Below are 20,944 nucleotides of genomic sequence, written 5' to 3' on the forward strand. Positions count from 1 at the left end.
GCCCACCCCTGTTTCAGGGGTGGGTGGCGAGCGCAGCGAGCCGGAAGGGGTCAGCCGCAAAGCGGCCTATATAATTCATTGTCCGGCAGGGCAATCCACAACCCTCAGCGTCCAAAGGACGCTGTCAAACCTAAGAACCTTCGCCCGCAAAGCGGGCGTCAAACTTAAGAACCTTTTTCTCCTCCTCTGGACCCGGGCCGCAAAACTCACCTTAACATTTTCATATATATGTATTATAATATAGGTGGAGATCAGAATATTCCAATGGTCTTACAAAGGAGGTCTTTATCATGGAGAGAATGGATAAAGAAATCAAAAAAGGCGTGGTATTGGATGAGAAGATCACCAAAGGTGTGGAGGAACTGAAAAAGGACAGCCCGGCGGCTGCGTATAAGGCCGAAAAGATTCTGGAGACCCAGGATACGGTCTTCAATAATGAAGGTTCCAAACTTCCCAGCGATTCTGACAGGTAAGTTTCAAGTGATATGATATGTTTTTTCCCTGATGCCCTGTGGGTGTCAGGGAATTTTTTTTATGGACACGCCCTGCGGGCGTGAGGGGTCAAAGGGTGCAAAAGGTTCACGGGGTTCAGAGGGTGGTGGGCTGTATTCCCGAAGGGGCCTGCCGCTGCGCGACAGAGGGGCATATGGACACTCCCTGGCGGGCGTGAGGGTTCTCAGGTTTGACGGGGCTCTCGCCCCGAGGGTTCTCAGGTTTGACACGGCCTTTGGCCGTGAGGGTTGTGGTGGGCGGCTCCGCCGCCAGTATGAATAAAACCGATTTAGTGGGCTGGTGTGCTAGGGAAGCACTGATTCATTCGCAGAATCGAATTTCATATGAATTTTTATCCAATCAACCTCATAAGTCTCCTTAAATAGCTCACTATTTGCGTCGACTTATTCCTTGCATTGAATAAAAACTCAAGAATGAAGTCCGATAACGATTTAATCAGCGCTTCCTTAAAGGTGAAACTTATTTACCGCCCACCACAATCGCGAAGCGGCTTCAAAACTGCGGCAATCGACGCCACCACAACCCTCGGCCCACAGGGCCGTCAAACTTAAGAACCCTCCGGCCGACAGGCCGGTTAAACTTGAGAACCATTCCCGCCCTATGGGCGGGAAACCCGGGCGGCGGAGCGGTCCCTTATTGCCTCTCTTTACAATATATGATATAATCAATCCGTAAGTGTGTGTATAGAGTTTCCTGTGGAGTGAGCTTCGGCTCACTCTTTCTTATTAGGGAAGCACTGATTAATCTGATAACGATTTAATCAGCGCTTCCCCATGAAGTTCTATTTCGTTGTATCTTCGTTTCCTTAAGGGAGGGCATATGGCGCGCAGGGATGTGGAAGAGGCAGTGGAGAAGCTGCTGGAGTCTCGTTTGGAGGCTGATGGTCTGGAGCTTGTGGATGTGGAGTATGTGCGTGAGAGGAATTGGATTCTCCGCATTTACATCGACAAGGAGGGCGGCGTGGATTTGAACGACTGCCAGACGGTGAGCGAGAGGGCCGGAGCGCTTTTGGACGAGGCGGATTTGATTCCGGATAATTACATGCTTGAGGTTTCGTCTCCCGGTCTTGACCGTGTGCTGAAGAAGGACAGGGATTTCATCCGCTATGCCGGTGAGGATGTGGATGTGAAGCTCTTTGCTCCTCTGGAGGGGACGAAGGTGAAGGCTTTTACTGCCAGGCTGCTCGGCCTTGGCGAGGATGGGGCTCTTCTTCTGGAGACGGAGGATGGCCGGATTTCTTTAGAGAGAGATAAGATTTCGCAGGTGAGACTGCATTTTTCATTTTAGTTCCGGGAGGGAATAGTCATCGTGAATTTGGATTTAATCGAAGCAATCAAGGGCCTGGTGAAGGCGAAGAAGGTAGACGAGAAGATCGTTTTTGATGCGCTGGAAATGGTTCTGCTGACGGCGTACAAGAAGGAGAGCGGCAGCAATGCGAAGACTTCTGTCACTCTGAACCGGGAGACCGGGGATTACCATATTTATGAGGAAAAGACGGTGGTGGAGGAAATCGATCCGCTGGCTGAAAATGCCATCAATGAAATCACCGTGGCCGATGCGAAGAAGATCGACAAGACCTATGAAGCGGGGGATATGCTCCGCATTGAAGTGACACCGAAGAATTTCGGCCGTGTGGCTGCCCAGACTGCCAAGCAGGTGATGATCCAGAAGCTGCGCGAGGCGGAGAGGGGCTCCATTTATGATGAGTTCTCCGGCCGCGAGGGCGATGTGATTACGGGCACTGTGAAATGGAGCGAGTCCCGCACCATTTTCGTGGATCTGGGTCGTGTGGAAGGCATTCTTCCCTTTGCTGAACAGATCGAAGGGGAGGAGTTCCATCCCAATGACAAGATCAAGTGCTATGTGCTGGAAGTGAGAAAGACCACGAAGGGTCCGGAAATCATTCTGTCCAGAACCCATCCGGGACTCCTGAAGAGGCTCTTCGAGCTGGAGGTGCCGGAAATCTACAGCGGCACTGTGGAAATCAAGAGTGTGGTCCGGGAAGCGGGCTCCCGCTCCAAAATCGCCGTTTACGCCATGGACCCCAATGTGGATCCGGTCGGCGCCTGCGTAGGACCGAAGGGCCAGAGGGTGCAGAACATTGTGAACGAGCTTCATGATGAAAAGATCGATATCGTCCGCTGGGATGAGGATCCTGCTGTGTATATCGCCAATGCCCTGTCTCCGGCAAAGGTGATTTCCGTTTCCGTATGGGAAGAAGAAAAGTCCTCCTATGTCATTGTTCCTGATTACCAGCTGTCCCTGGCCATCGGCAAGGCAGGCCAGAATGCAAGGCTGGCTGCGAAGCTGACAGGCTGGAAGATCGATATCAAGAGCGAAACCCAGGCGAAGGAAGAGGGCTTCGGCCAGGCGGCTGAAGAGGAAGATGACGATATCCTGGGAGATATCGAAGCCGGCGGCGATGCTGAGGCTCCGGCAGCAGAGGAAGCGCAGGAGGATAAGGAATGAAGGTAAAAAAGATTCCCATGCGCATGTGCGTGGGCTGCAAGGAATTGAAGCCCAAGAAGGAACTTGTCCGCATCGTGGTGCTCCCCACAGGGGTGATCGAGCTGGACAGGACGGGCAAGAAATCGGGCCGGGGCGTGTATGTGTGCGACAGCATGGACTGCTTCAACAAGGCCTATGAGAACCACGGGCTGGAAAAATCGCTGAAGCGTCCGGTTTCCAAAGATGTGTACGAAGCACTGAAAGCACAGATCGAAAATGGATGAACCGATTTACAGGATGCTTGGCCTTTGCATGAAAGCAGGAAGACTGCTTTCCGGGAATGAACAGGTGTCGGAAGGACTCAGGAAAGGGCAGGGTGTCCTGCTGATTGTTACAGAAGACAGCTCCCCGCGCACAAAGGATGAATATACAAAAGCCGCCGAGCGGTTCCATATTTCCTGCCGCCTCTTCGGCGAGAAGGAAAGGCTGGGACAGGCCCTGGGCAAAGGGGTCAGGACGGCGGCGCTGATTACAGATAAAGGATTCGGCAGGGCAATCGCAGAGAAGATTGACCACCGGAAATCATAAAGGTTGGGAGGCTGCTTATGCAGAAAAAGAAGAGAGTATATGAATTAGCCAGACAGTATGGCAAAACAGATAAAGAGGTGCTGGAGGTACTGAAAAGCCACAATGTGGATGTGAACAGCCGTCTGAGCGGCGTGGATGACAATGGATGCGCCATCCTTGAAAAGGCATTTTCTGCCAGGAAGAAACCGGCAAAGCGGCCGGCCATGCGGACTGTCCGTTTCGACCAGCAGGGCCGTCCTACGGATAGGAAGAGACAGGAAACGGGACGGAAGTCCTACTCTTCCTTCGAAGTGCCGGAAGAACCGAAGCCCGCTCCCAAAGTGGAAGCGCCGAAGGCAGAAAAGCCGGCGGAAGTGAAGGCTCCTGCCCATGAAGAACCGAAGCAGGCACCGAAGGCGGAAAAGAAGGAAATCCGGAATAAAGAGGAAAGACATGAACGCCCGCGGGACGGAAGAAATGACCGCCAGGGCAGAGGCGACCGGAATGACCGCTCCGGAAGGGATGGAAGAAGTAGCCACGAAAACGGCAGACCGTCCAGAACTGACCGCAGCGAAAGCAGAAATGACAAGGGCCAGCGCCAGGACAGAAACGGCCGCCCGAACCAGGACAGAAGAAATGACCGGAATAACCGTCCGGCAGCGGCTGCTCCTGTGGAAGAAACTCCGGCTCCGGCACAGAGAAGGGAAAAACCGGCAAAGAAGAAGACAAAGAAGGACTGGGAAAGAAGCCGCAGGGAAAAGGAAGGCGGCTCCCTCATGGCCAGATCCCTCAACCAGAACAAGAAGAAAAAGCATATGTCTGAAAAGAAGGCCGTTTCCTATCCTACGGAAGTGGAACTGCCGCCCAGCGTGACGGTGAAGGAACTGGCAGAACTTTTCGGCCGTGAAGTAAGCGAAATCATCAAACACCTGATGATGGACGGCGTCATGGCCACCATCAACCAGAACCTGGACAGAGACACCATCGAAATCCTGGCGGAAGAATTCGGCGTTACCCTGAAGGAAGCGGAAGCTGCTGCAGATCCCACCGAATACACCCCGGCTCCCGATGATCCCCGTTTCCTCAAGCCCAGACCGGCAGTTGTTACCATCATGGGCCATGTTGACCACGGCAAGACCACCCTGCTGGATGCCCTCCGCCAGACCAATGTGGCCATGCACGAAGCCGGCGGCATTACCCAGCGCATCGGCGCTTACCAGATCCGCTACAAGGGACACAAGATCACATTCCTGGATACCCCGGGCCATGAAGCCTTCACTGCCATGCGTTCCAGAGGTGCCCAGATCACCGATATCGCCGTCCTCATCGTAGCAGCAGATGACGGCGTTATGCCCCAGACCATCGAAGCTATCCACCACGCCAAGAATGCAGGCGTGCCCATTATGGTAGCTATCAACAAAATCGATAAACCCGGCGCCAACCCGGACCGCATCAAGGAAGAACTGTCCAAGGAAGGCCTCCTGGCGGAAGACTGGGGCGGCGATGTCATCATGACTCCCATTTCCGCCAAGAAGAAAATCGGCCTGGATGACCTCCTGGAAAATATCCTGCTGGTAGCGGAAATGCAGGAACTGAAAGCCAACCCGAACCGCGAAGCCTACGGCGTAGTTGTCGAAGCCCAGCTGGATAAGGGCAGAGGCCCTGTCATGAGCGTCCTCGTGCAGAACGGCACCCTCCATGTAGGCGACGGCATCCTGGCCGGCAAGTGCTGGGGCCGCGTCCGCGCAATGACCAATGAAAACGGCAGAAAGCTGAAGAATGCGGAACCTTCCGCACCGGCTGAAATCCTGGGCATGGACAGCGTACCGGAAGCAGGCGACCATTTCTACGTGATGGATGAAAAGAAAGCCAGAGCCATCGCCGAACTCCGGGCATCCAAGGCCAAGGAAGAAGAACAGAGAAACGTACAGAAAGTCACCCTGGACAACATCTTCGAAAAGATTAAGGAAGGGGAAATGAAGGAACTGGATATCATCATCAAAGCCGATGTCCAGGGCTCCGTAGAAGCACTGGTACAGTCCCTCCAGGGCATCAAGAGCGAAGAAGTCCGCATCTCCATCGTTCACTCCGCCGTAGGCGCCATCAACGAGTCCGACGTCATGCTGGCCTCTGCATCCCACGCCCTCATCATCGGCTTCAACGTCCGTCCTGACGCCAACGCCAGAGCTATGGCTGAAAAAGACGGCGTAGACATCCGCCTCTACCGCGTCATCTACGACTGCATCGACGATGTGAAAGCCGCTATGGCCGGCATGCTCTCCCCCACCATCCGGGAAGTTCTCCTGGGTCATGCGGAAGTCCGCCAGGTCATCCATACCCCGAAAGTTATCGTTGCCGGCTCCTACGTACAGGACGGCAAGATCACCAGCAACTGCCAGCTCCGCCTTATCCGTGACGGCATCGTAATCCACGAAGGCAAGATCAACTCCCTCCGCCGCTTCAAGGATGACGTCAAAGAAGTGGCAGCAGGCTACGAATGCGGCATCTCCATCGACAGCTACCGCGACGTAAAAGAAGGAGACCAGCTGGAAGCCTTCGAACTGAAGGAAGAAGCGGCTGAACTGAAATAAGAGGCCGGGGGGCGTGAGGGTTCTCAAGTTTGACGGGACTCAAGCCCCGAAGGTTCTTAGGTCTGACGCGCCTTTTTGGAAATAAGGGGCGCCAGTATGATAGGTAGGCTGGTGGGCTCTAAGTGTACTAGTGAGCTAGTGAGCTAGTCTGTATTCCCGAAGGGGCCTGCCGCTGCGCGGCAGAGGGGCATATGGCCCGCTGCTAATGCACGGGCCAAGGGTTGCGTCGCTGTCGCTCAGGGGGCAAAGGCCGTGGTGGGCGCCTTTTTGGAAATAAGGGGCGCCATTATGATAAAACCAAACAACCGCCTTGGCGGGCGGGAGGAAGAGCTTCACCCCCTTTGGTGGCTGACGCCACCACCTTTCCCCCGCTAAAGCGGGGGCACAATAAAGCTCCGTATAACATTTCGCTCAAAAGTTGCTCTACATTAAGCACGTGTTGTTGTCCCACCGCTTGCGGGGGGAAGGTGGTGCCGTAGGCACCAAAGGGGGAAAAGCCACCAGAGGTGGCTAACTCACCGCCATGTTTAGAGTGGTTTATGTGACACAAATGCAAGTCCCGTAACGTCTTGCGTCCCCTTGAGGGGAAGAGAGCCACGGAGTGGCGAAGGGGTGTACGAGGTTAAGCGGCAAAATGATACTCTATGCTGAACTGACTGCCGCAAGGCAGCATTCTGGAGGGAGATTTCTCGACGACCTTTCACTGGCTCCATGAAACTAAGGAATCATACCGGCTTGTACCTCCGCTCGAAATGACGGGGGCCATAGTGACACAAATGCAAGTCCCGTAACGCTGACTTTATATTGCGCCCATAGGGCGCCACCATAACCCTCGGGCCCAGCAGGGCCCGTCAAACCTGAGAACCTTCCGGCCGATAGGCCGGTCAATCTTAAGAACCTTCCCTTTTCCCTTCTGAACCCGGGGCCCGCAGGGCCTCATATATAATGATTTCATTGTATCCGCCTTTATCCAACTGCATAGAAGGCGGATATTTTTATAAAAACGTGAGGTGAAACCCATGTCTGAATTACGAGTACGTAAAATACAGGAATTTATCAAGCAGGAAGTAAGCAATATGCTCCTCCATGATCTGAAGGATCCACGCATCGGCTTTGTGACGGTAACCGGTGTGGAGGTGACCGGCGATCTGCGGGAGGCGAAGATTTATGTGTCCCTTTTCGGCAGCGACGAGGAGAAGAAGGCTTCTCTGGAGGCGCTGAACAAGGGGAAGGGCTTTGTGCGCCGGGAGCTGGGCCAGCGGCTGAAGATTTATTATACACCGGAGATTTCCTTTGCAGAGGACAAGTCCCTGGACTACGGCATGCATATTGACGGCCTTTTGAAGAAGATTCATAAGGAGGACGAAGAATGAGCCTTGGTCTGAATCATGCGAAGGAAATCGGGAAGAAGGAAGCCTGGGATTTCCTGATGAACCATCACCGCTTTCTCCTGGTGGGCCACGAGCATCCCGATGGAGACGATGTAGGCTCCATCTGCGCCCTCCACAATGTGCTGGTGCAGCTGGGGAAGGAGGCGGACATCCTGCTGCCGGATCCGGTGCCCCAGGTGTACCGCCTTATCAAAACGTCTGCCCTTGTGCATACGGAAATGCCGGAGGGGAAGGATTACGATGCCCTGGTGTTTACGGATCTGGGAAATCTGGAGCGCGGCGGAAATTTTGATTTCCCCGATGTGGACAGCCTCTGCATCGACCATCACCGGTCCAATGAGCGTTACACCGACTACCTCTACCTCCAGTACAAGTACGCTGCCACGGCGGAAATGCTGGCGGAAATGTTCTTCGACGCCGGGATTTCCATGGACGAGGATACCTGCAACGCCCTCTACATGGCCATCGGCACGGACAGCGGTTTCTTCAAGTTTTCCTGCACCTCCGCCCATACCCTTCTCATGGCCAGCCGGCTGGTGGCCATGGGCGCCAAGCCGGACTACATTGCCAACAGGCTGGATGAGAAGACGGAGGAAGCCATGAAATGCTACCAGCTGGTGGCAGGTACGGTCCATTCCTACCATGACGGGCAGATCGTCATCGCCTACATGGGGAAGGAAGCCATGGAGCTGGACGGCGAAAACTCCGATTTCTACGCCTCCATTCCCCGCAGCATCCGGGGCTGCCAGATTGCGGCTCTCTTCAAGTACAAGGGGGAAAAGGAAACAAGGATTTCCCTTCGTTCCACGGAACATGCCAATGTGGGCGACCTGGCGGCGGAATTCGGCGGCGGCGGCCACTGGAAGGCTTCCGGCTGCACCATTCATGAAAGCTTTGAAGACGCAGAGCCCCTCTTCGTGAAGGCTGCGGAGAAATACCTCTGATGGACGGCGTCATCAATGTGGTGAAGCCCAAAGACTGGACTTCCTTCGACGTTATCGCCAGGCTCCGGAAGATTTACCACCAGAAGAAAATCGGCCACGGCGGCACCCTGGACCCCATGGCGGAGGGAGTGCTCCCTGTCTTTCTGGGGCGGGCGGCCCGGCTTATCGAGTATGCGCCTATCCATACCAAAACCTACGAAGCCCGGTTTCAAATGGGCCTTGCCACGGACACGGAAGACATGACCGGCACCGTGGTGGAAGAAGGCCCCATTCCCAAGGACCTCTCTGTCTTTGAAAGGGCGGCGGAAAAATTCCGGGGCCCCATTATGCAGGTGCCCTCCAGCTACTCCGCTTTGAAGGTGAATGGAGAGCGGGCCTACAAACTGGCCAGGGAAGGGAAGAAAGTGGAACTTCCTGCCCGGCCTGTCACCATTTATGAGCTGGAAATCACAGAAATCGCGCCGCCCTTCCTTTCCATGACCGTCACCTGCTCCGCCGGCACCTATATCCGTGCCCTGGGGCGGGACCTGGGAAAGGAAGCGGGCTGCCTCCTTACCATGTGTGCCCTTACCAGAACGGAAATGGGCCCCTTCTCCCTGAAGGATGCCCGGACACTGGAAGACATCGAAAAGGACCCGGAAGGAGCGGTGATTTCCGATCTCCATCCCATTCTTTCCGCCCTGCCGGCCCTGGAACTTTCGGAAAAGGAAGGAGCCGATTTCCTCCAGGGGAAAAGGCTCCGCTTCCATGGAGAAGACCGAAAAGCGGCCGCCGCCTTCTGCGGCACCCGTTTCCTTGGCATCGCGTCCATTTCCAAAAATATAATTCATCCGAAAAAAGTTTTTTCCTGAGGCGATTATGGAAATCATTGATTCATGGGAAGACCTTCCCAAAAATAAAAAAATCGTGCTGGCCCTGGGCTTCTTCGACGGCTGCCATCTGGGCCACCGGGAAGTCTTCCGCGCCGCCGGCAGGCTGGCGGAAAAAACGGGAGCCATCCCCGGTGTCCTCACCTTCTGGCCCCATCCCATGACAGTCATCGCGCCCTCCAGGCATGTGCCCCTTCTCCAGAGCCGGGAAGAAAAAGCAGCCTCCATGGAAAAAGCGGGTATGGATTTCGTCATCTTCTATAAGCCGGATGAAAAATTCCTGGCGGAATCGCCGGAAGAATTCATGGAAACCCTGGCTGCCATCCCCGGCCTCTCCGGCCTTGCAGCAGGCGAAAACTTCACCTTCGGCAGGGGGGCCGGAGGAAACAGCGCCCTTCTCAAAGAAGGCCTTGAGACAAGGGGAATCCCGGTGGAAGTGGTGCGGCTGGAGGAAGAAGGAAATGACACCATCTCCAGCACCGCCATCCGCCGCCTCATCCAGAGCGGAAATATGACAAAGGCCGCCCGCCTTCTGGGACGGAACTACACCATCACCGGCGACGTAGTCCACGGCTTCCGGCGGGGCCACGAAGTCCTGGGCTTTCCTACCGCCAACCTCTCCTTCACCGAAGACCGCGTACTCCCTGCCGACGGCGTCTACGCCACCTTCGCTGTCATAGGCGGAAAGAAATACCCCGCCATTACCAACATAGGCAAAAATCCCACCTTCCAGGCCAAGGAAAGAACCATAGAAACCTTCATCTTCCACTTCGACAGCAGCATCTACGGGAAATCCTTCACCCTGGAATGGGTGGAAAGAATCCGGGGAGAAATCCGCTTCCCCTCGCCGGAAGCGCTGGTGGAACAGATCAGGAAGGATATACAGGTGGCGGAGAAGATAGTGGGGAGAAGATAGACGGCAGACAGTCAGGCTTCAGACTGTCAGATTCATATGGTAAATGGTTAATGGAGATGCGGCGCCCTTTGGGGGCGCCTTTTTTGATACGCCCTTTGGGCGTTGGGAGCTGGCTTTTTTTAAAAAATACTTGCCCACCCCCGAGTGCGGGGGTGGGGGGACCACGAAGTGGTGGAAGGGGGCTGCCAAAGGCGGCTTTCGGCTTTCAGCTTTCAGCTATCGGCCTTGGTGGGCGTGCAGCCGCGGAGCGGCTGGGATCGAAGATCGGGATCGAGGATCGGGGGCCGCCTGCGGCGGCGTCTCTCCACGGGAAAGCGTCTCACATGATTCTCAGTCGCCTACGGCTCCCTACGAATCGTGTTCGCTTGCCACCCCGGAGGGGGAGATTCTAGCGGCTCTGTATTTAGTGCAACTTATGGGGAGAAGGTTCCTCGCGGGTTGTTGTGCCCCCGCACAGCGGGGGAAAGGTGGTGCCGTAAGGCACCAAAGGGGGGAAGGCCGCCAAAGGCGGCCAATTCAGCAGAATATTTAGCGTGATACATGTAGCAGAATGCAAGCCCCGTAACGTCTTGCGCCCCCTTTAGGGGGAGAGGGCCACGGAGCGGCGCGGGGGTGTACGAGGTTAAGTGGCGAAATGATACTCTATGCTGAACTGCCTGTTGCAAGGCAGCATTCTGGGGGGATTTCTCGGCTCCCTTTCACTGGCTCCATGAAACTATGGGAACCATACCGGCTCGTACCACCGCTCGAAATGACGGGGCGCACTGGTGACACAAAAGCAAATCCCGTAACGCCTTGCCCACCCCCGCACTCGGGGGTGGGGGGGACCGCGTACACGGTCAGCCAAATAAAAGGAAAGCGCCTTAATGGGCAGGCTATGCGCCAACTTTGGCTGACTTGCACATCCTCTGCAGGATGTGCACAGTGGAAGGGGGCCGCGCCAGCGGCATATATAATCATTGTCCAACGGGCGCCTCCACAACCCGCGGCCCGGAGGGCCGTCAAACATGAGAACCCTCCGGCCAAAGGCCGGTCAATCTTAAGCACCTTCCCCTTTTGCGGGCCCTTCGGACCCGCCCCCCTTTGGTGCCTGCGGCACCACCTTCCCCCCAGCTTCGCTGGTGGGACTATGGATGCTCAGCAGTGTGCCACATGACTCTATGGAAAATATAGAGAGGCCTATTCTGCCCCCTGAATAGGGGTGGCAAGGGAACTGGAGTCACTCCAGCGAACTGGATTCGTAGGGGAGCCTAAGCGACCTGAGAATCCAGTGAGTCGGTGATAGCCGTGCTGTAGGGAGCCGCAGGCGACTGAGAATCCAGTGACACGCTTCCCTTTGGGTAAGTCCGGCGCAGCCGGATAGGGGGTGGCCACCGGAGGTGGCCAATTCACCGTAGTGTCGGTTCATGCATATGGTACTCAACGTATCAAGCCATACTCAGCTAATTGCTAATTGCTAAAAGCTAATTGCTGTTGCCTCTACGTCAAGCGCTCCTTTCTGCCCCAAGGCAGCATTCTACAGGGAGATTTCTCGGCTCCCTTTCACCGGCTCCATGAAACTATGGAATCATACCGGCTTGTACCTCCGCTCGAAATGACGGGGACGGCACTGATGACACAAAAGCAAATCCCGTAACGCTGACTTTATATTGCGCCCATAGGGCGCCTCCACAACCCTCGCCCGCAAAGCGGGCGTCAAACCTAAGAACCCTCCGGCCAAAGGCCGGTCAATCTTAAGAACCTTCCCCTTTTGCGGGCCCTTCGGGCCCGCCCCCCTTTGGTGCCTGCGGCACCACCTTCCCCCCCGCTAAAGCGGTGGGACAATAAATGGGGGAGGGAACCCTCTGAACCCTTACGCCGAAGGTGTGTCCAATGGCCCTCCCTTTGGTGCCTGCGGCACCACCTTCGCCACGGTGTGAAGCGTGTCACACGATTCTCAGGTCGCTAACGCTCCCCTACAGCACGGCTATCACCGACTCACAATATTTTGCGCGTCACTGCGTTCCTTCAAAATATGTTCGCTGGTGTGACTCGTGTTCCCTTGCCACCCCGCAAGCGGGGGGACAATAGGGTGGGGGGAAAACCTTCCGGGCGCGTTTTTCATTTTTTTACAAATTTATTTCCTTGCCCTCTTTACTTTCTTACTTTAGCGTGGTAATGTATTAATCATAAGAAAGAGAGGAGGGCGCAAATGGCTCGTACCATAGATGACCTGAAAATGGTTCATGAAGAAGAGATGAATAATTTTGACCGCATTGAGAGTGCGGTGATGTCTGTCATGAGGCGGCACGGCTGCAAGATCATCCAGACGCCTACGTTTGAGGATTATGATACCTATGGCACCTATTTCCCCCAGCTGCAGCGGGAGATGATCAAGACCATCGGTCCTGACGGGGAGGTGCTGGTGATGCGTCCTGATGTGACGGTGCCGCTGGTGAAGACGGTGGCCCGGGAGTATCCCGATGCTTCCCAGCTTCTGAAGTTCGGCTATGTGTCCATGGTGTTCCGTGAGTATTACGGAAAGTCCACCCACGGGAAGTATTTCCTTCAGAGCGGGGTAGAGGTTCTGGGGGATGAGACGCCGGAGTGTGACGGGGAAGTGATGGTTATTGCGGCGGAGTTTTTGAAGTCCGTGGGGATTTCCCATATGCGTATCGACCTGGGGACTGTGGCTTATATGGATGCTCTGTTTGATGAGCTTCATCTGACGAAGGAGCAGCTTTCCCAGGTGCGGGAGTACATGGAGAAACGGAATCTGGTGGCCTTTGACGGGCTGGTGGATACGCTTCCCATTACGAAGATCCAGCGGGATGTGCTGCTGGAGCTGCCCCGGCTTTTCGGGGACTATGAATCTACCCTGAAGCGGGCGGAGGGGCTGTGCCTGAATCATGGCATGATGGAGGCGCTTTCCCGGCTCCGGAAGATATATGAGTACCTGGATGTGGCTGGGTACAGTGATTCGGTGCAGCTGGATTTCGCTTTTACTTCCCACATGGGGTATTATACGGATATGGTGTTCAAGATTTACGCCGACGGCGCTCTTTATTCCCTCATCAGCGGCGGGCGGTATGATTCTCTGGCCGCCCAGTTCCAGGTGCCCCGGCCGGCCTGCGGTTTCGGCATGAATATGAATCTTCTTTACGAGGTCATGGCGGAGGCGGATCTTTTGGAGGCGCAGGTTCCTTCCTGTGACCTGGCGGTGGTATATGAGGAAGCAGACAGAAATCTGATCCTGACCCTCATGGACTGGCGGCATAAAGGGTTCTCCGTCCTGGGCGTGAGCGCAGGGAACCGCATTAACCCAGGCGATTACCGCATGATGGCATCTTATAAGGATGGCTTTTTCCTGACAGGGGAGGAGAAACTGTCGAAAGAGGAAATGGAAAGAAAACTGGGAGGACTTTGATATGCTTCATATAGCACTGGCGAAGGGGCGTATTGCCAAGAAAGTGATGAAAAGCCTGTCTGATGGAGGGTATCATTTCCCTGATTATTCCGATGACAGCAGAAAGCTCATATTTACAGACGATAAGGACCGCATCCGGGTGACCCTGGTGAAGTCTCCGGACGTGACGGTGTATGTGCGGCGGGGTGCCGCCGACGCCGGCATTGTGGGGAAGGATGTGCTCATGGAGGACGGGGAGGAGGATGTGTATGAAATCCTTGACCTGGGTATCGGCAAGTGCCGCATGGCGGTGTCCGGTATCAAGGGAAAGAAGGATGTAATGAATAAGCGCATTCTAACCGTGGCATCCAAGTACCCCTCCATTGCGCGGAAATATTTTGCCGGTCGTTTCCAGCCCATTGATATCATCAAGCTGAACGGCTCCGTGGAGCTGGCTCCCCTGGTGGGGCTCTCCGATGTGATTGTAGATATTGTGGAAACAGGCACCACCCTCCGTGAAAACGGACTGGAGGCCTATGATTATTTCATGGATTTTTCCGCCCGCCTCATCTGCAACAGGGTATCCTATAAGATGAAGCAGGACGAATTAAAACAGTTTATTCAGGTGGTCAGCAGGACTGACACGGGAAAGAAGGCATAGCATGGATTGGATTGAAGTACCGGACAAAGGGCTGACCCTCCGTGAAGTGAGGACCATGACCAATAGAAATGTGAATCTGTCTGATGATCTGGAAAAGGCGGTATCCGCCATCCTTACCCAGGTCAGGGAAGGGGGAGACGAAGCCATCCGGGCTCTGACGAAGAAATTTGACGGCGTGGAACTTACTGATTTCAAGGTGAGCGAAGAGGAAATCGAAGAAGCTGTCAAAGCAGTGGGCCCCGATTTCCTGGCCGTATTAAAGGAAGCAAAGGAAAATATTGAAGCTTTCCATAAGGAGCAGGTACGAAAATCCTGGTCCAAAGAATTCCGGGACGGCGTGGAACTGGGAGAACGGTTCCTCCCCATCCAGCGTGTGGGAGTCTACGTGCCCGGCGGCCGGGCTGCCTATCCGTCCACGGTTCTCATGGACACGGTGCCTGCCATGGTGGCGGGCTGCCCGTCGGTGGCCATGGCTACCCCTCCCGGAAAGGACGGCAAAGTAAATCCCAACATCCTGGCTGCTGCCTATGTGGCAGGGGTGAAAGAAATCTACAAGGTTGGCGGCGCCCAGGGCATCGGCATGCTGGCCTATGGCACGGAAACCGTGGAGCCTGTATTTAAAATCGTAGGCCCCGGCAATGCCTTCGTAGCCATGGCCAAGCGCCTTGTTTTCGGCACCGTAGGCATTGATATGATTGCAGGCCCGTCGGAAGTATGCTGCGTGGCTGACGGCAGTGCCAATCCGAAGTGGATTGCCGCCGACCTCCTGTCCCAGGCGGAACATGACCCCAGGGCCGCTGTATTCCTCATTACGCCGGACAAGGAGTTCGGCCTTGCAGTGCAGCAGGAAATGGAAAAGCAGATGAAGGAGCTTTCCCGTTATGAAATCATGAAGAGTTCCGTGGACCAGTACGCCAAAGCCTTCCTCTGCAAAGACGCAGAGCAGTGCTTTGACATTGTGAATAAGATCGCACCGGAACACTTGGAAGTGGAACTGCCTGATCCGAAGAAGTACCTGCCCCTCATTTATAATGCCGGCGCTATTTTCCTTGGAAAATATACCTCCGAACCCCTTGGGGACTACATGGCAGGCCCGAACCACACGCTCCCCACATCCGGCACCGCTGCCTTCTCCTCGCCCCTTGGCGTTTACGATTTCGTAAAACACAGCAGCGTGGAATGCTACAGCGAAGAAGCATTCCGGAAGATTTCCAAGAAAGTACAGCTTTTTGCCAAAGCAGAAGGGCTCACGGCCCATGCTCATGCTATGGAGGTGCGGGATGAAGACTGAATGGCTTAGAAATACGATTAAGGATTTTGAACCCTACTTCGTGGCTCCCATTGCGGAGAAACACGTCATTAACGCCAATGAAAACTATTTCAATGTGCTTTCCATTCCGGCGGTGAAGCAGGAACTGATCGAAGCGCTGGATACCTTTAAGCCCCAGATTTACCCGAAGCCCATGGCCGACGGTCTCCGGGAAGCTCTTGCGGACTATATTGGCGCAGCACCGGAAAATATCATCTGCGGCAACGGCGGCGATGAAATGATTACCTACCTTCTGGGCACCTTCCTGAATCCCGGAGACACCCTTCTCGTTCATTCTCCCACCTTTGACATGTATGAACTGGGAGCGGAAACCCTGGGCGCTTCCACCATCAAGGTGCGGGACCTGGCAGGCTATCGCCGCGACAAGGAAGGGCTGCTTGATGCAGTGAAGAAATACCAGCCGAAAATGACGGTGATCTGCAATCCGAACAACCCTACCGGCGATCTCCTGCCTGCGTCCTTCATCGAAGAAGTGCTGAAGGCGGCGGACAACCTGGTTTTCGTGGACGAAGCGTACATGGAATTTGCCCAGAAAGAAAGCGTAGTGTCCCTCATCAGCAAATATCCGAACCTGGTGGTGCTCCGCACCCTGTCCAAGGCCTTCGGCCTGGCAGGCATGCGCTGCGGCTACCTGGTGGCTGATAAAGAGATTATCAACGCCATCGGCAAAATCAAGGCGCCCTACAACCTGAACTCCTTCACCCAGCTCTTTGCTCCCATCGTGCTGAAGCATCGGGATGAAATCCTCAAAGTGCGGGATGACATTGTAAAGGAAAGAAACCGCCTCTTCGACGAACTGGTGAAAATCCCCGGCCTTACCGTATATCCCTCCTGCACCAATTTCCTTCTGGTACAGGTGGAAAATAAACATGAAGAAATTTTCAAAGCACTGAAGGCAAAGGACATTCTGGTGAAGATTTACCGCAACAGCGCAGAGCTTCCGAATGCCTACCGTATTTCAGTGACCACAAAGGACGTGGACGATACCCTTCTTGAGGTATTCCGGAAGGAGCTTTCATGAGACAGGCAGCCATTCACAGAAAAACGGGGGAAACCGATATTTCCGTCAGCCTTTCCATCGACGGCTCCGGCCGCTTTGAAGGCACCACGGGCATCGGATTCTTTGACCATATGATGAACCTCCTTGCCTGCCACAGCGGCATGGACATTTCCATTTCCTGTAAGGGAGATCTGGAAGTGGATAACCATCATACCATCGAGGACCTGGGCATTACTCTGGGCGACGCCCTGCTGAAGGCCCTGGGAGACAAGAAAGGCATTCATCGCTATGGCACCTTCTTCTGCCCCATGGACGAAGCCCTCTCCCGTATCGTGCTGGACCTCTCCGGCCGCCCCTACTTCGTCTACGACGTGAAAATCCCGGTGGAGCGCATCGGTACCTTTGAAACGGAAATGACAAGGGAATTCTTTCTGGCCTTCGCCATGCACGGCATGATGAACCTTCACATGGCCTGCCTCTACGGCGAAAACGGACACCATATCGTGGAATCCCTTTTCAAAGGACTGGGACACGCACTGAAGGAAGCGGTTACCGTGGAAGGCGGCGCTCTGTTATCTACCAAAGGGGTGCTCTGATGAAAACAGCAGTCATAGATTACGATGCAGGCAACCTGGCCAACGTGGTGCGGGCTGCCACCCGCGCCGGCCTGGACGTGGTGGTGACAAGGAATCCGGAAGAAATCAAAAATGCTTCCGCCCTGATTCTTCCCGGCGTAGGCGCCATGAAAGATGCCATGGAGCACCTGGACGGCTACGGACTTTCCGATTTGATCAGGGAAGAAGTGAAAAAAGGCAAGAAACTGGCAGGCATATGCCTTGGCATGCAGGCCCTTTATGAAGTGTCCGAAGAAAACGGCCATATCCCTGCCCTGGGCCTTCTTCCCGGCAGCATCGTCCGTTTCCCTGAAGGAAAACTCAAAGTACCCCATATGGGGTGGAATGAGCTGGTCATCCACCGGCCCCACGAAGTGCTGGAAGGCCTTCCCCCTCATTCCTACGTTTATTTCGTCCATTCCTACTACAAAACCCCTGGAAATACGGACGACGTCATCGCCTCGGCGGACTACGGCGTCACCGTGCCGGCGGTGGTGGGGAAGGACAATGTATTGGGCTTCCAGTTCCATCCCGAAAAATCAGGACCCGTAGGGATGGCCATCTGGACCCGTTTAGCAAAGTGGTTGATGAAATGAAAATATTTCCAGCGATTGATATAGAAGACGGACACTGCGTCCGCCTGAAACAGGGCCGCAAAGAAGACCTCACCGTCTACGGTGACGACCCTGTAAAAATGGCACTGAAATGGCAGGAAGAGGGAGCCAAAGCCCTTCACGTGGTAGACCTGGACGGCGCCTTCAAAGGCGACGGCATGAACAGGGAAATCATCCGCAGAATGTGCGAAGCCCTCACCATCCCCATCGAAGTGGGCGGCGGCATCCGTACAGAAAAAGCCATCAAAGACTACCTGGACATGGGCGTCTACCGCGTCATCATCGGCTCCAAAGCCGCTGCCTCTCCCTACTTCGCCATTCAGGCCGCTAAAAATTACGGACCGGACCACATCGCCGTCTCCGTGGACGCCAAGGGCGACGAAGTGGCCACCCACGGCTGGGTGGACGGCAGCAGCCGGAAAGTCATGACCTTCGTAGAAACCCTCCTCACCCACGGAGTGAATACCATCATTTACACAGACATCAGCCGTGACGGCATGCTTACTGGCCCGAACTTCGATATGATGAAAAAACTCCAGGCCCTGGAAGGCATCCACCTCATCGCCTCCGGCGGCGTCTCCGGCGCCGAAGACCTCCGGAAACTGTCGGCCATGGGCGTCTACGGCGCCATCACCGGCAAAGCCCTCTATGAGGGAAAAGTGACCATGGAAGAAATCAGGGAGATACAGGAATAGGGGAGCCGCATTAGGAGCCACTGCGTGGCTCCGGTTGACGCCTGCTGCGCAGGCGAGGGTTGACATCCGCTCAGCGGATGAAGGGGCGTAAGTTTGACGGCCCTCCGGGCCGAGGGGAAGGCTGGCGCCCTTAAATAATGAAGGGCGCCATTATGATAAAACCATACAACCGCCCTGGCGGGCGATGGAAAAGCACCCCTTTTGGCATTGTAGAATTAGTGACTTAAATCAGATCAGCACTGCGGTAATTCCCCCTTTGGTGGCTGGCGCCACCACCTTTCCCCCGCAGGCGGGGGCACAACAACCCGCTTTCAGCATAGTGCAACTTTTAATTCTACAAGGAAACATAGAGAGGCCCCATTCTGCCCCCTGAATAGGGGGAAGTCCGGCGCAGCCGGATAGGGGGTGGCCGCCCAAGGCGGCCAATTCACAGCCATGTTTAGCGTAATTTATGCAGCACAAAAGAAAGCCCCGTAACGTCTTGCGCCCCTTTAGGGGGAGAGGGCCACGAAGTGGCGCGGGGGTGTACGAGGGTAAGCAGCGAAATGATACTCTATGCGGTCGTGAATGCCGCAGGGCAGCATTCTACAGGGAGATTTGAGGGCTCCCTTTCACTGGCTCCATGAAACTATGGAATCATACCGCCTTGTACCTCCGCTCGAAATGACGGGGGCCATAGTGACACAAATGCAAGTCCCGTAACGCTGACTTTATACTCATCGCCCGCAGGGCGATACCACAACCCTCGCCCGCAAAGCGGGCGTCAAACCTAAGAACCCTTGGGCGCAGGCCCATCAATCTTAAGAACCTTCCTCTCTGAACCCAACGGGCCCTTCGGGCCCGCCCCCTTTGGTGCCTTACGGCACCACCTTCCCCCCGCAGGCGGGGGGACAATAGGGGAGGGCCCCTATTTTCCCCAGCAAAGGAGCATACTATGCTTGCAAAAAGAATTATCCCCTGCCTGGACGTGAACCATGGCAGGGTGGTCAAAGGAAAACAATTTCATCACCTGCAGGACGTAGATGATCCTGTGGCTTTAGGAAAATACTATTCCGACTCCGGCGCCGACGAGCTGGTGTTCTACGACATCACCGCCACCCATGAGGGGCGGGAAACCTTTGTGGACACGGTGAAAGCCATTGCGGAAGAGCTTACCATTCCCTTTACCGTAGGCGGCGGCATCCGCAAAGCCGACGATTTCCGCACCATGCTTCTGGCAGGGGCGGACAAGGTGTCTGTAAACTCCGCCGCCGTCATGCATCCGGAAATCATCCGGGAAAGTGCAGAACGTTTCGGAAACCAGTGCGTTGTCCTTTCCATCGACGGTAAAAGAAACGGAAACGGCGGCTGGGATGTGTACATCGAAGGGGGACGGAAGAACACCGGTATTTCCGTACTGGAATGGGCCCGGAAGGGCATGGAACTCGGCGCCGGTGAAATCTGCATGAACTCCATCGACACCGACGGCGAAAAAAATGGCTACGACCTGGAACTTATGCACACCCTGTCAGAACAGCTCTCCATCCCTGTCATCGCCTCCGGCGGCGCAGGAAAAATGGAAGATTTTCTCAAAGCCTTCGAAGCCGGTTCCGACGCCGCCCTGGCAGCCTCGGTGTTCCACTTCGGCGAAATCGCTATCCCTGATTTGAAAAAATATTTGGCAGACCACGGTATCCCCGTGCGGATGTAAGGAGGATTTATGGAGTCAGTAGACATAAAGAATATCAAATTTGACGAAAAAGGCCTGGTGCCGGCGGTGGTGCAGGATGCCAGAAGCGGTGAAGTGCTCATGGTGGCCTATATGAACGCCGAATCCCTTGCCAAAACCGTGGAAACCGGAGAAACATGGTTCTTCAGCAGAAGCCGCAAGAAACTGTGGCACAAAGGCGAAGAGTCCGGCCATTTCCAGCATGTAAAACGCATTTACGTAGACTGCGACGCCGACACCCTGGTGGTGCAGGCCATCCCCGATGGCTCCGCCTGCCATACAGGAAACAGAACCTGCTTCTACCGGAGCCTTTCCGGCTGGGATAACAGGGAAGGGGAAGGAAACCTTGCCATCCTCCACACCCTCTTTGAAGAAATCAAAGACCGCCGGATCCATCCCCAGGAAAAATCTTACACCAACTACCTCCAGCAAGAAGGCAAAAACAAGATCGACAAAAAAATCGGGGAAGAAGCCTCCGAAGTCATCATCGCCGACCAGCACGAAGACAAGGAAGAAATCATAGACGAATCCTGCGACCTCCTCTACCACCTCTTCGTCCTCTGGGAAAATGCAGGCGTAGACCTCTATGACATTATGAAGAAAATGGAAGACCGGGACGAGAAAAAAGGAAACAAGAAAGTTGTAGGCCATCTGGATAAGACATTCTGATGGAAAGACGATAGAAGATAGATGATAGA

The 20,944-nt window shown here is 54.9% G+C and carries 19 protein-coding genes; all 19 read left to right on the forward strand.

The features are described from left to right. Positions 1-290: 290 nt before the first annotated feature. The 19 genes from Q0482_RS04640 to hisIE all read left to right on the forward strand — a co-directional run bounded on the left by Q0482_RS04640 (position 291) and on the right by hisIE (position 20,915). Entirely contained in the window at positions 291-473 is a 183-nt protein-coding gene (locus tag Q0482_RS04640; protein WP_299144006.1) for a hypothetical protein, read from the forward strand. A gap of 859 nt (positions 474-1,332) precedes the next feature. Continuing rightward, on the forward strand, positions 1,333-1,800 hold the full coding sequence (rimP, locus tag Q0482_RS04645; RefSeq protein WP_297002001.1) for a ribosome maturation factor RimP: 468 nt from the start codon (positions 1,333-1,335) through the stop codon (positions 1,798-1,800). Positions 1,801-1,821: 21 nt separating this feature from the next. Next, complete coding sequence (gene nusA, locus Q0482_RS04650) at positions 1,822-2,982, forward strand: transcription termination factor NusA (RefSeq protein ID WP_299144008.1); 1,161 nt, start codon at positions 1,822-1,824, stop codon at positions 2,980-2,982. Next, positions 2,979-3,245, forward strand: coding sequence for a YlxR family protein (locus Q0482_RS04655; RefSeq protein WP_296980543.1), 267 nt, complete (start codon positions 2,979-2,981; stop codon positions 3,243-3,245). Before nusA ends, Q0482_RS04655 begins: the two co-directional genes overlap by 4 nt. After that, positions 3,238-3,549 (forward strand): ribosomal L7Ae/L30e/S12e/Gadd45 family protein, encoded by a 312-nt coding sequence (locus Q0482_RS04660; RefSeq protein WP_299144011.1) that lies wholly within the window; start codon positions 3,238-3,240, stop codon positions 3,547-3,549. Before Q0482_RS04655 ends, Q0482_RS04660 begins: the two co-directional genes overlap by 8 nt. 17 nt (positions 3,550-3,566) lie before the next feature. After that, positions 3,567-6,119, forward strand: coding sequence for a translation initiation factor IF-2 (infB, locus tag Q0482_RS04665; RefSeq protein WP_299144014.1), 2,553 nt, complete (start codon positions 3,567-3,569; stop codon positions 6,117-6,119). Between the two features lie 1,019 nt (positions 6,120-7,138). Beyond that, positions 7,139-7,492, forward strand: a complete 354-nt coding sequence (rbfA, locus tag Q0482_RS04670) for a 30S ribosome-binding factor RbfA (RefSeq protein ID WP_297001997.1) — start codon at positions 7,139-7,141, stop codon at positions 7,490-7,492. Next, positions 7,489-8,454: a bifunctional oligoribonuclease/PAP phosphatase NrnA gene (locus Q0482_RS04675; RefSeq protein ID WP_297027233.1), complete on the forward strand. Its 966-nt coding sequence runs from the start codon at positions 7,489-7,491 to the stop codon at positions 8,452-8,454. The genes rbfA and Q0482_RS04675 overlap by 4 nt, the downstream gene beginning before the upstream one ends. Beyond that, entirely contained in the window at positions 8,454-9,305 is an 852-nt protein-coding gene (truB, locus tag Q0482_RS04680) for a tRNA pseudouridine(55) synthase TruB (RefSeq protein WP_299144016.1), read from the forward strand. The genes Q0482_RS04675 and truB overlap by 1 nt, the downstream gene beginning before the upstream one ends. 7 nt (positions 9,306-9,312) lie before the next feature. Next, complete coding sequence (locus Q0482_RS04685; RefSeq protein WP_299144018.1) at positions 9,313-10,239, forward strand: bifunctional riboflavin kinase/FAD synthetase; 927 nt, start codon at positions 9,313-9,315, stop codon at positions 10,237-10,239. Between the two features lie 2,191 nt (positions 10,240-12,430). Further along, a complete protein-coding gene (locus Q0482_RS04690; RefSeq protein WP_299144019.1) occupies positions 12,431-13,645 on the forward strand; it encodes an ATP phosphoribosyltransferase regulatory subunit in 1,215 nt (404 codons plus the stop codon). A gap of 1 nt (position 13,646) precedes the next feature. Further along, on the forward strand, positions 13,647-14,285 hold the full coding sequence (hisG, locus tag Q0482_RS04695) for an ATP phosphoribosyltransferase (RefSeq protein WP_299144022.1): 639 nt from the start codon (positions 13,647-13,649) through the stop codon (positions 14,283-14,285). A gap of 1 nt (position 14,286) precedes the next feature. Next, a complete protein-coding gene (gene hisD, locus Q0482_RS04700) occupies positions 14,287-15,576 on the forward strand; it encodes a histidinol dehydrogenase (RefSeq protein ID WP_299144024.1) in 1,290 nt (429 codons plus the stop codon). Then, positions 15,566-16,636: a histidinol-phosphate transaminase gene (hisC, locus tag Q0482_RS04705; RefSeq protein ID WP_299144027.1), complete on the forward strand. Its 1,071-nt coding sequence runs from the start codon at positions 15,566-15,568 to the stop codon at positions 16,634-16,636. The genes hisD and hisC overlap by 11 nt, the downstream gene beginning before the upstream one ends. Next, entirely contained in the window at positions 16,633-17,211 is a 579-nt protein-coding gene (gene hisB / locus Q0482_RS04710; RefSeq protein ID WP_299144030.1) for an imidazoleglycerol-phosphate dehydratase HisB, read from the forward strand. The genes hisC and hisB overlap by 4 nt, the downstream gene beginning before the upstream one ends. Further along, positions 17,211-17,825: an imidazole glycerol phosphate synthase subunit HisH gene (gene hisH, locus Q0482_RS04715; RefSeq protein ID WP_299144033.1), complete on the forward strand. Its 615-nt coding sequence runs from the start codon at positions 17,211-17,213 to the stop codon at positions 17,823-17,825. Before hisB ends, hisH begins: the two co-directional genes overlap by 1 nt. Next, positions 17,822-18,538 (forward strand): 1-(5-phosphoribosyl)-5-[(5-phosphoribosylamino)methylideneamino]imidazole-4-carboxamide isomerase, encoded by a 717-nt coding sequence (gene hisA, locus Q0482_RS04720; protein WP_299144036.1) that lies wholly within the window; start codon positions 17,822-17,824, stop codon positions 18,536-18,538. Before hisH ends, hisA begins: the two co-directional genes overlap by 4 nt. A 934-nt stretch (positions 18,539-19,472) precedes the next feature. Beyond that, on the forward strand, positions 19,473-20,228 hold the full coding sequence (gene hisF, locus Q0482_RS04725; RefSeq protein ID WP_299144039.1) for an imidazole glycerol phosphate synthase subunit HisF: 756 nt from the start codon (positions 19,473-19,475) through the stop codon (positions 20,226-20,228). Positions 20,229-20,237: 9 nt separating this feature from the next. After that, positions 20,238-20,915: a bifunctional phosphoribosyl-AMP cyclohydrolase/phosphoribosyl-ATP diphosphatase HisIE gene (hisIE, locus tag Q0482_RS04730; protein WP_299144042.1), complete on the forward strand. Its 678-nt coding sequence runs from the start codon at positions 20,238-20,240 to the stop codon at positions 20,913-20,915. Positions 20,916-20,944 lie beyond the last annotated feature (29 nt).

Source organism: uncultured Dialister sp. (assembly GCF_937959425.1).
GTDB lineage: Bacteria > Bacillota > Negativicutes > Veillonellales > Dialisteraceae > Dialister.

Coding starts and splice junctions, on each gene's coding strand:
- hisIE (WP_299144042.1), top strand. CDS start 20,238: ATGGAGTCAGTAGACATAAAGAATATCAAATTTGACGAAAAAGGCCTG.
- infB (WP_299144014.1), top strand. CDS start 3,567: ATGCAGAAAAAGAAGAGAGTATATGAATTAGCCAGACAGTATGGCAAA.
- rbfA (WP_297001997.1), top strand. CDS start 7,139: ATGTCTGAATTACGAGTACGTAAAATACAGGAATTTATCAAGCAGGAA.
- hisF (WP_299144039.1), top strand. CDS start 19,473: ATGCTTGCAAAAAGAATTATCCCCTGCCTGGACGTGAACCATGGCAGG.
- Q0482_RS04675 (WP_297027233.1), top strand. CDS start 7,489: ATGAGCCTTGGTCTGAATCATGCGAAGGAAATCGGGAAGAAGGAAGCC.
- rimP (WP_297002001.1), top strand. CDS start 1,333: ATGGCGCGCAGGGATGTGGAAGAGGCAGTGGAGAAGCTGCTGGAGTCT.
- Q0482_RS04690 (WP_299144019.1), top strand. CDS start 12,431: ATGGCTCGTACCATAGATGACCTGAAAATGGTTCATGAAGAAGAGATG.
- Q0482_RS04655 (WP_296980543.1), top strand. CDS start 2,979: ATGAAGGTAAAAAAGATTCCCATGCGCATGTGCGTGGGCTGCAAGGAA.
- hisB (WP_299144030.1), top strand. CDS start 16,633: ATGAGACAGGCAGCCATTCACAGAAAAACGGGGGAAACCGATATTTCC.
- hisA (WP_299144036.1), top strand. CDS start 17,822: ATGAAAATATTTCCAGCGATTGATATAGAAGACGGACACTGCGTCCGC.
- hisH (WP_299144033.1), top strand. CDS start 17,211: ATGAAAACAGCAGTCATAGATTACGATGCAGGCAACCTGGCCAACGTG.
- hisD (WP_299144024.1), top strand. CDS start 14,287: ATGGATTGGATTGAAGTACCGGACAAAGGGCTGACCCTCCGTGAAGTG.
- Q0482_RS04660 (WP_299144011.1), top strand. CDS start 3,238: ATGGATGAACCGATTTACAGGATGCTTGGCCTTTGCATGAAAGCAGGA.
- hisC (WP_299144027.1), top strand. CDS start 15,566: ATGAAGACTGAATGGCTTAGAAATACGATTAAGGATTTTGAACCCTAC.
- truB (WP_299144016.1), top strand. CDS start 8,454: ATGGACGGCGTCATCAATGTGGTGAAGCCCAAAGACTGGACTTCCTTC.
- Q0482_RS04640 (WP_299144006.1), top strand. CDS start 291: ATGGAGAGAATGGATAAAGAAATCAAAAAAGGCGTGGTATTGGATGAG.
- Q0482_RS04685 (WP_299144018.1), top strand. CDS start 9,313: ATGGAAATCATTGATTCATGGGAAGACCTTCCCAAAAATAAAAAAATC.
- hisG (WP_299144022.1), top strand. CDS start 13,647: ATGCTTCATATAGCACTGGCGAAGGGGCGTATTGCCAAGAAAGTGATG.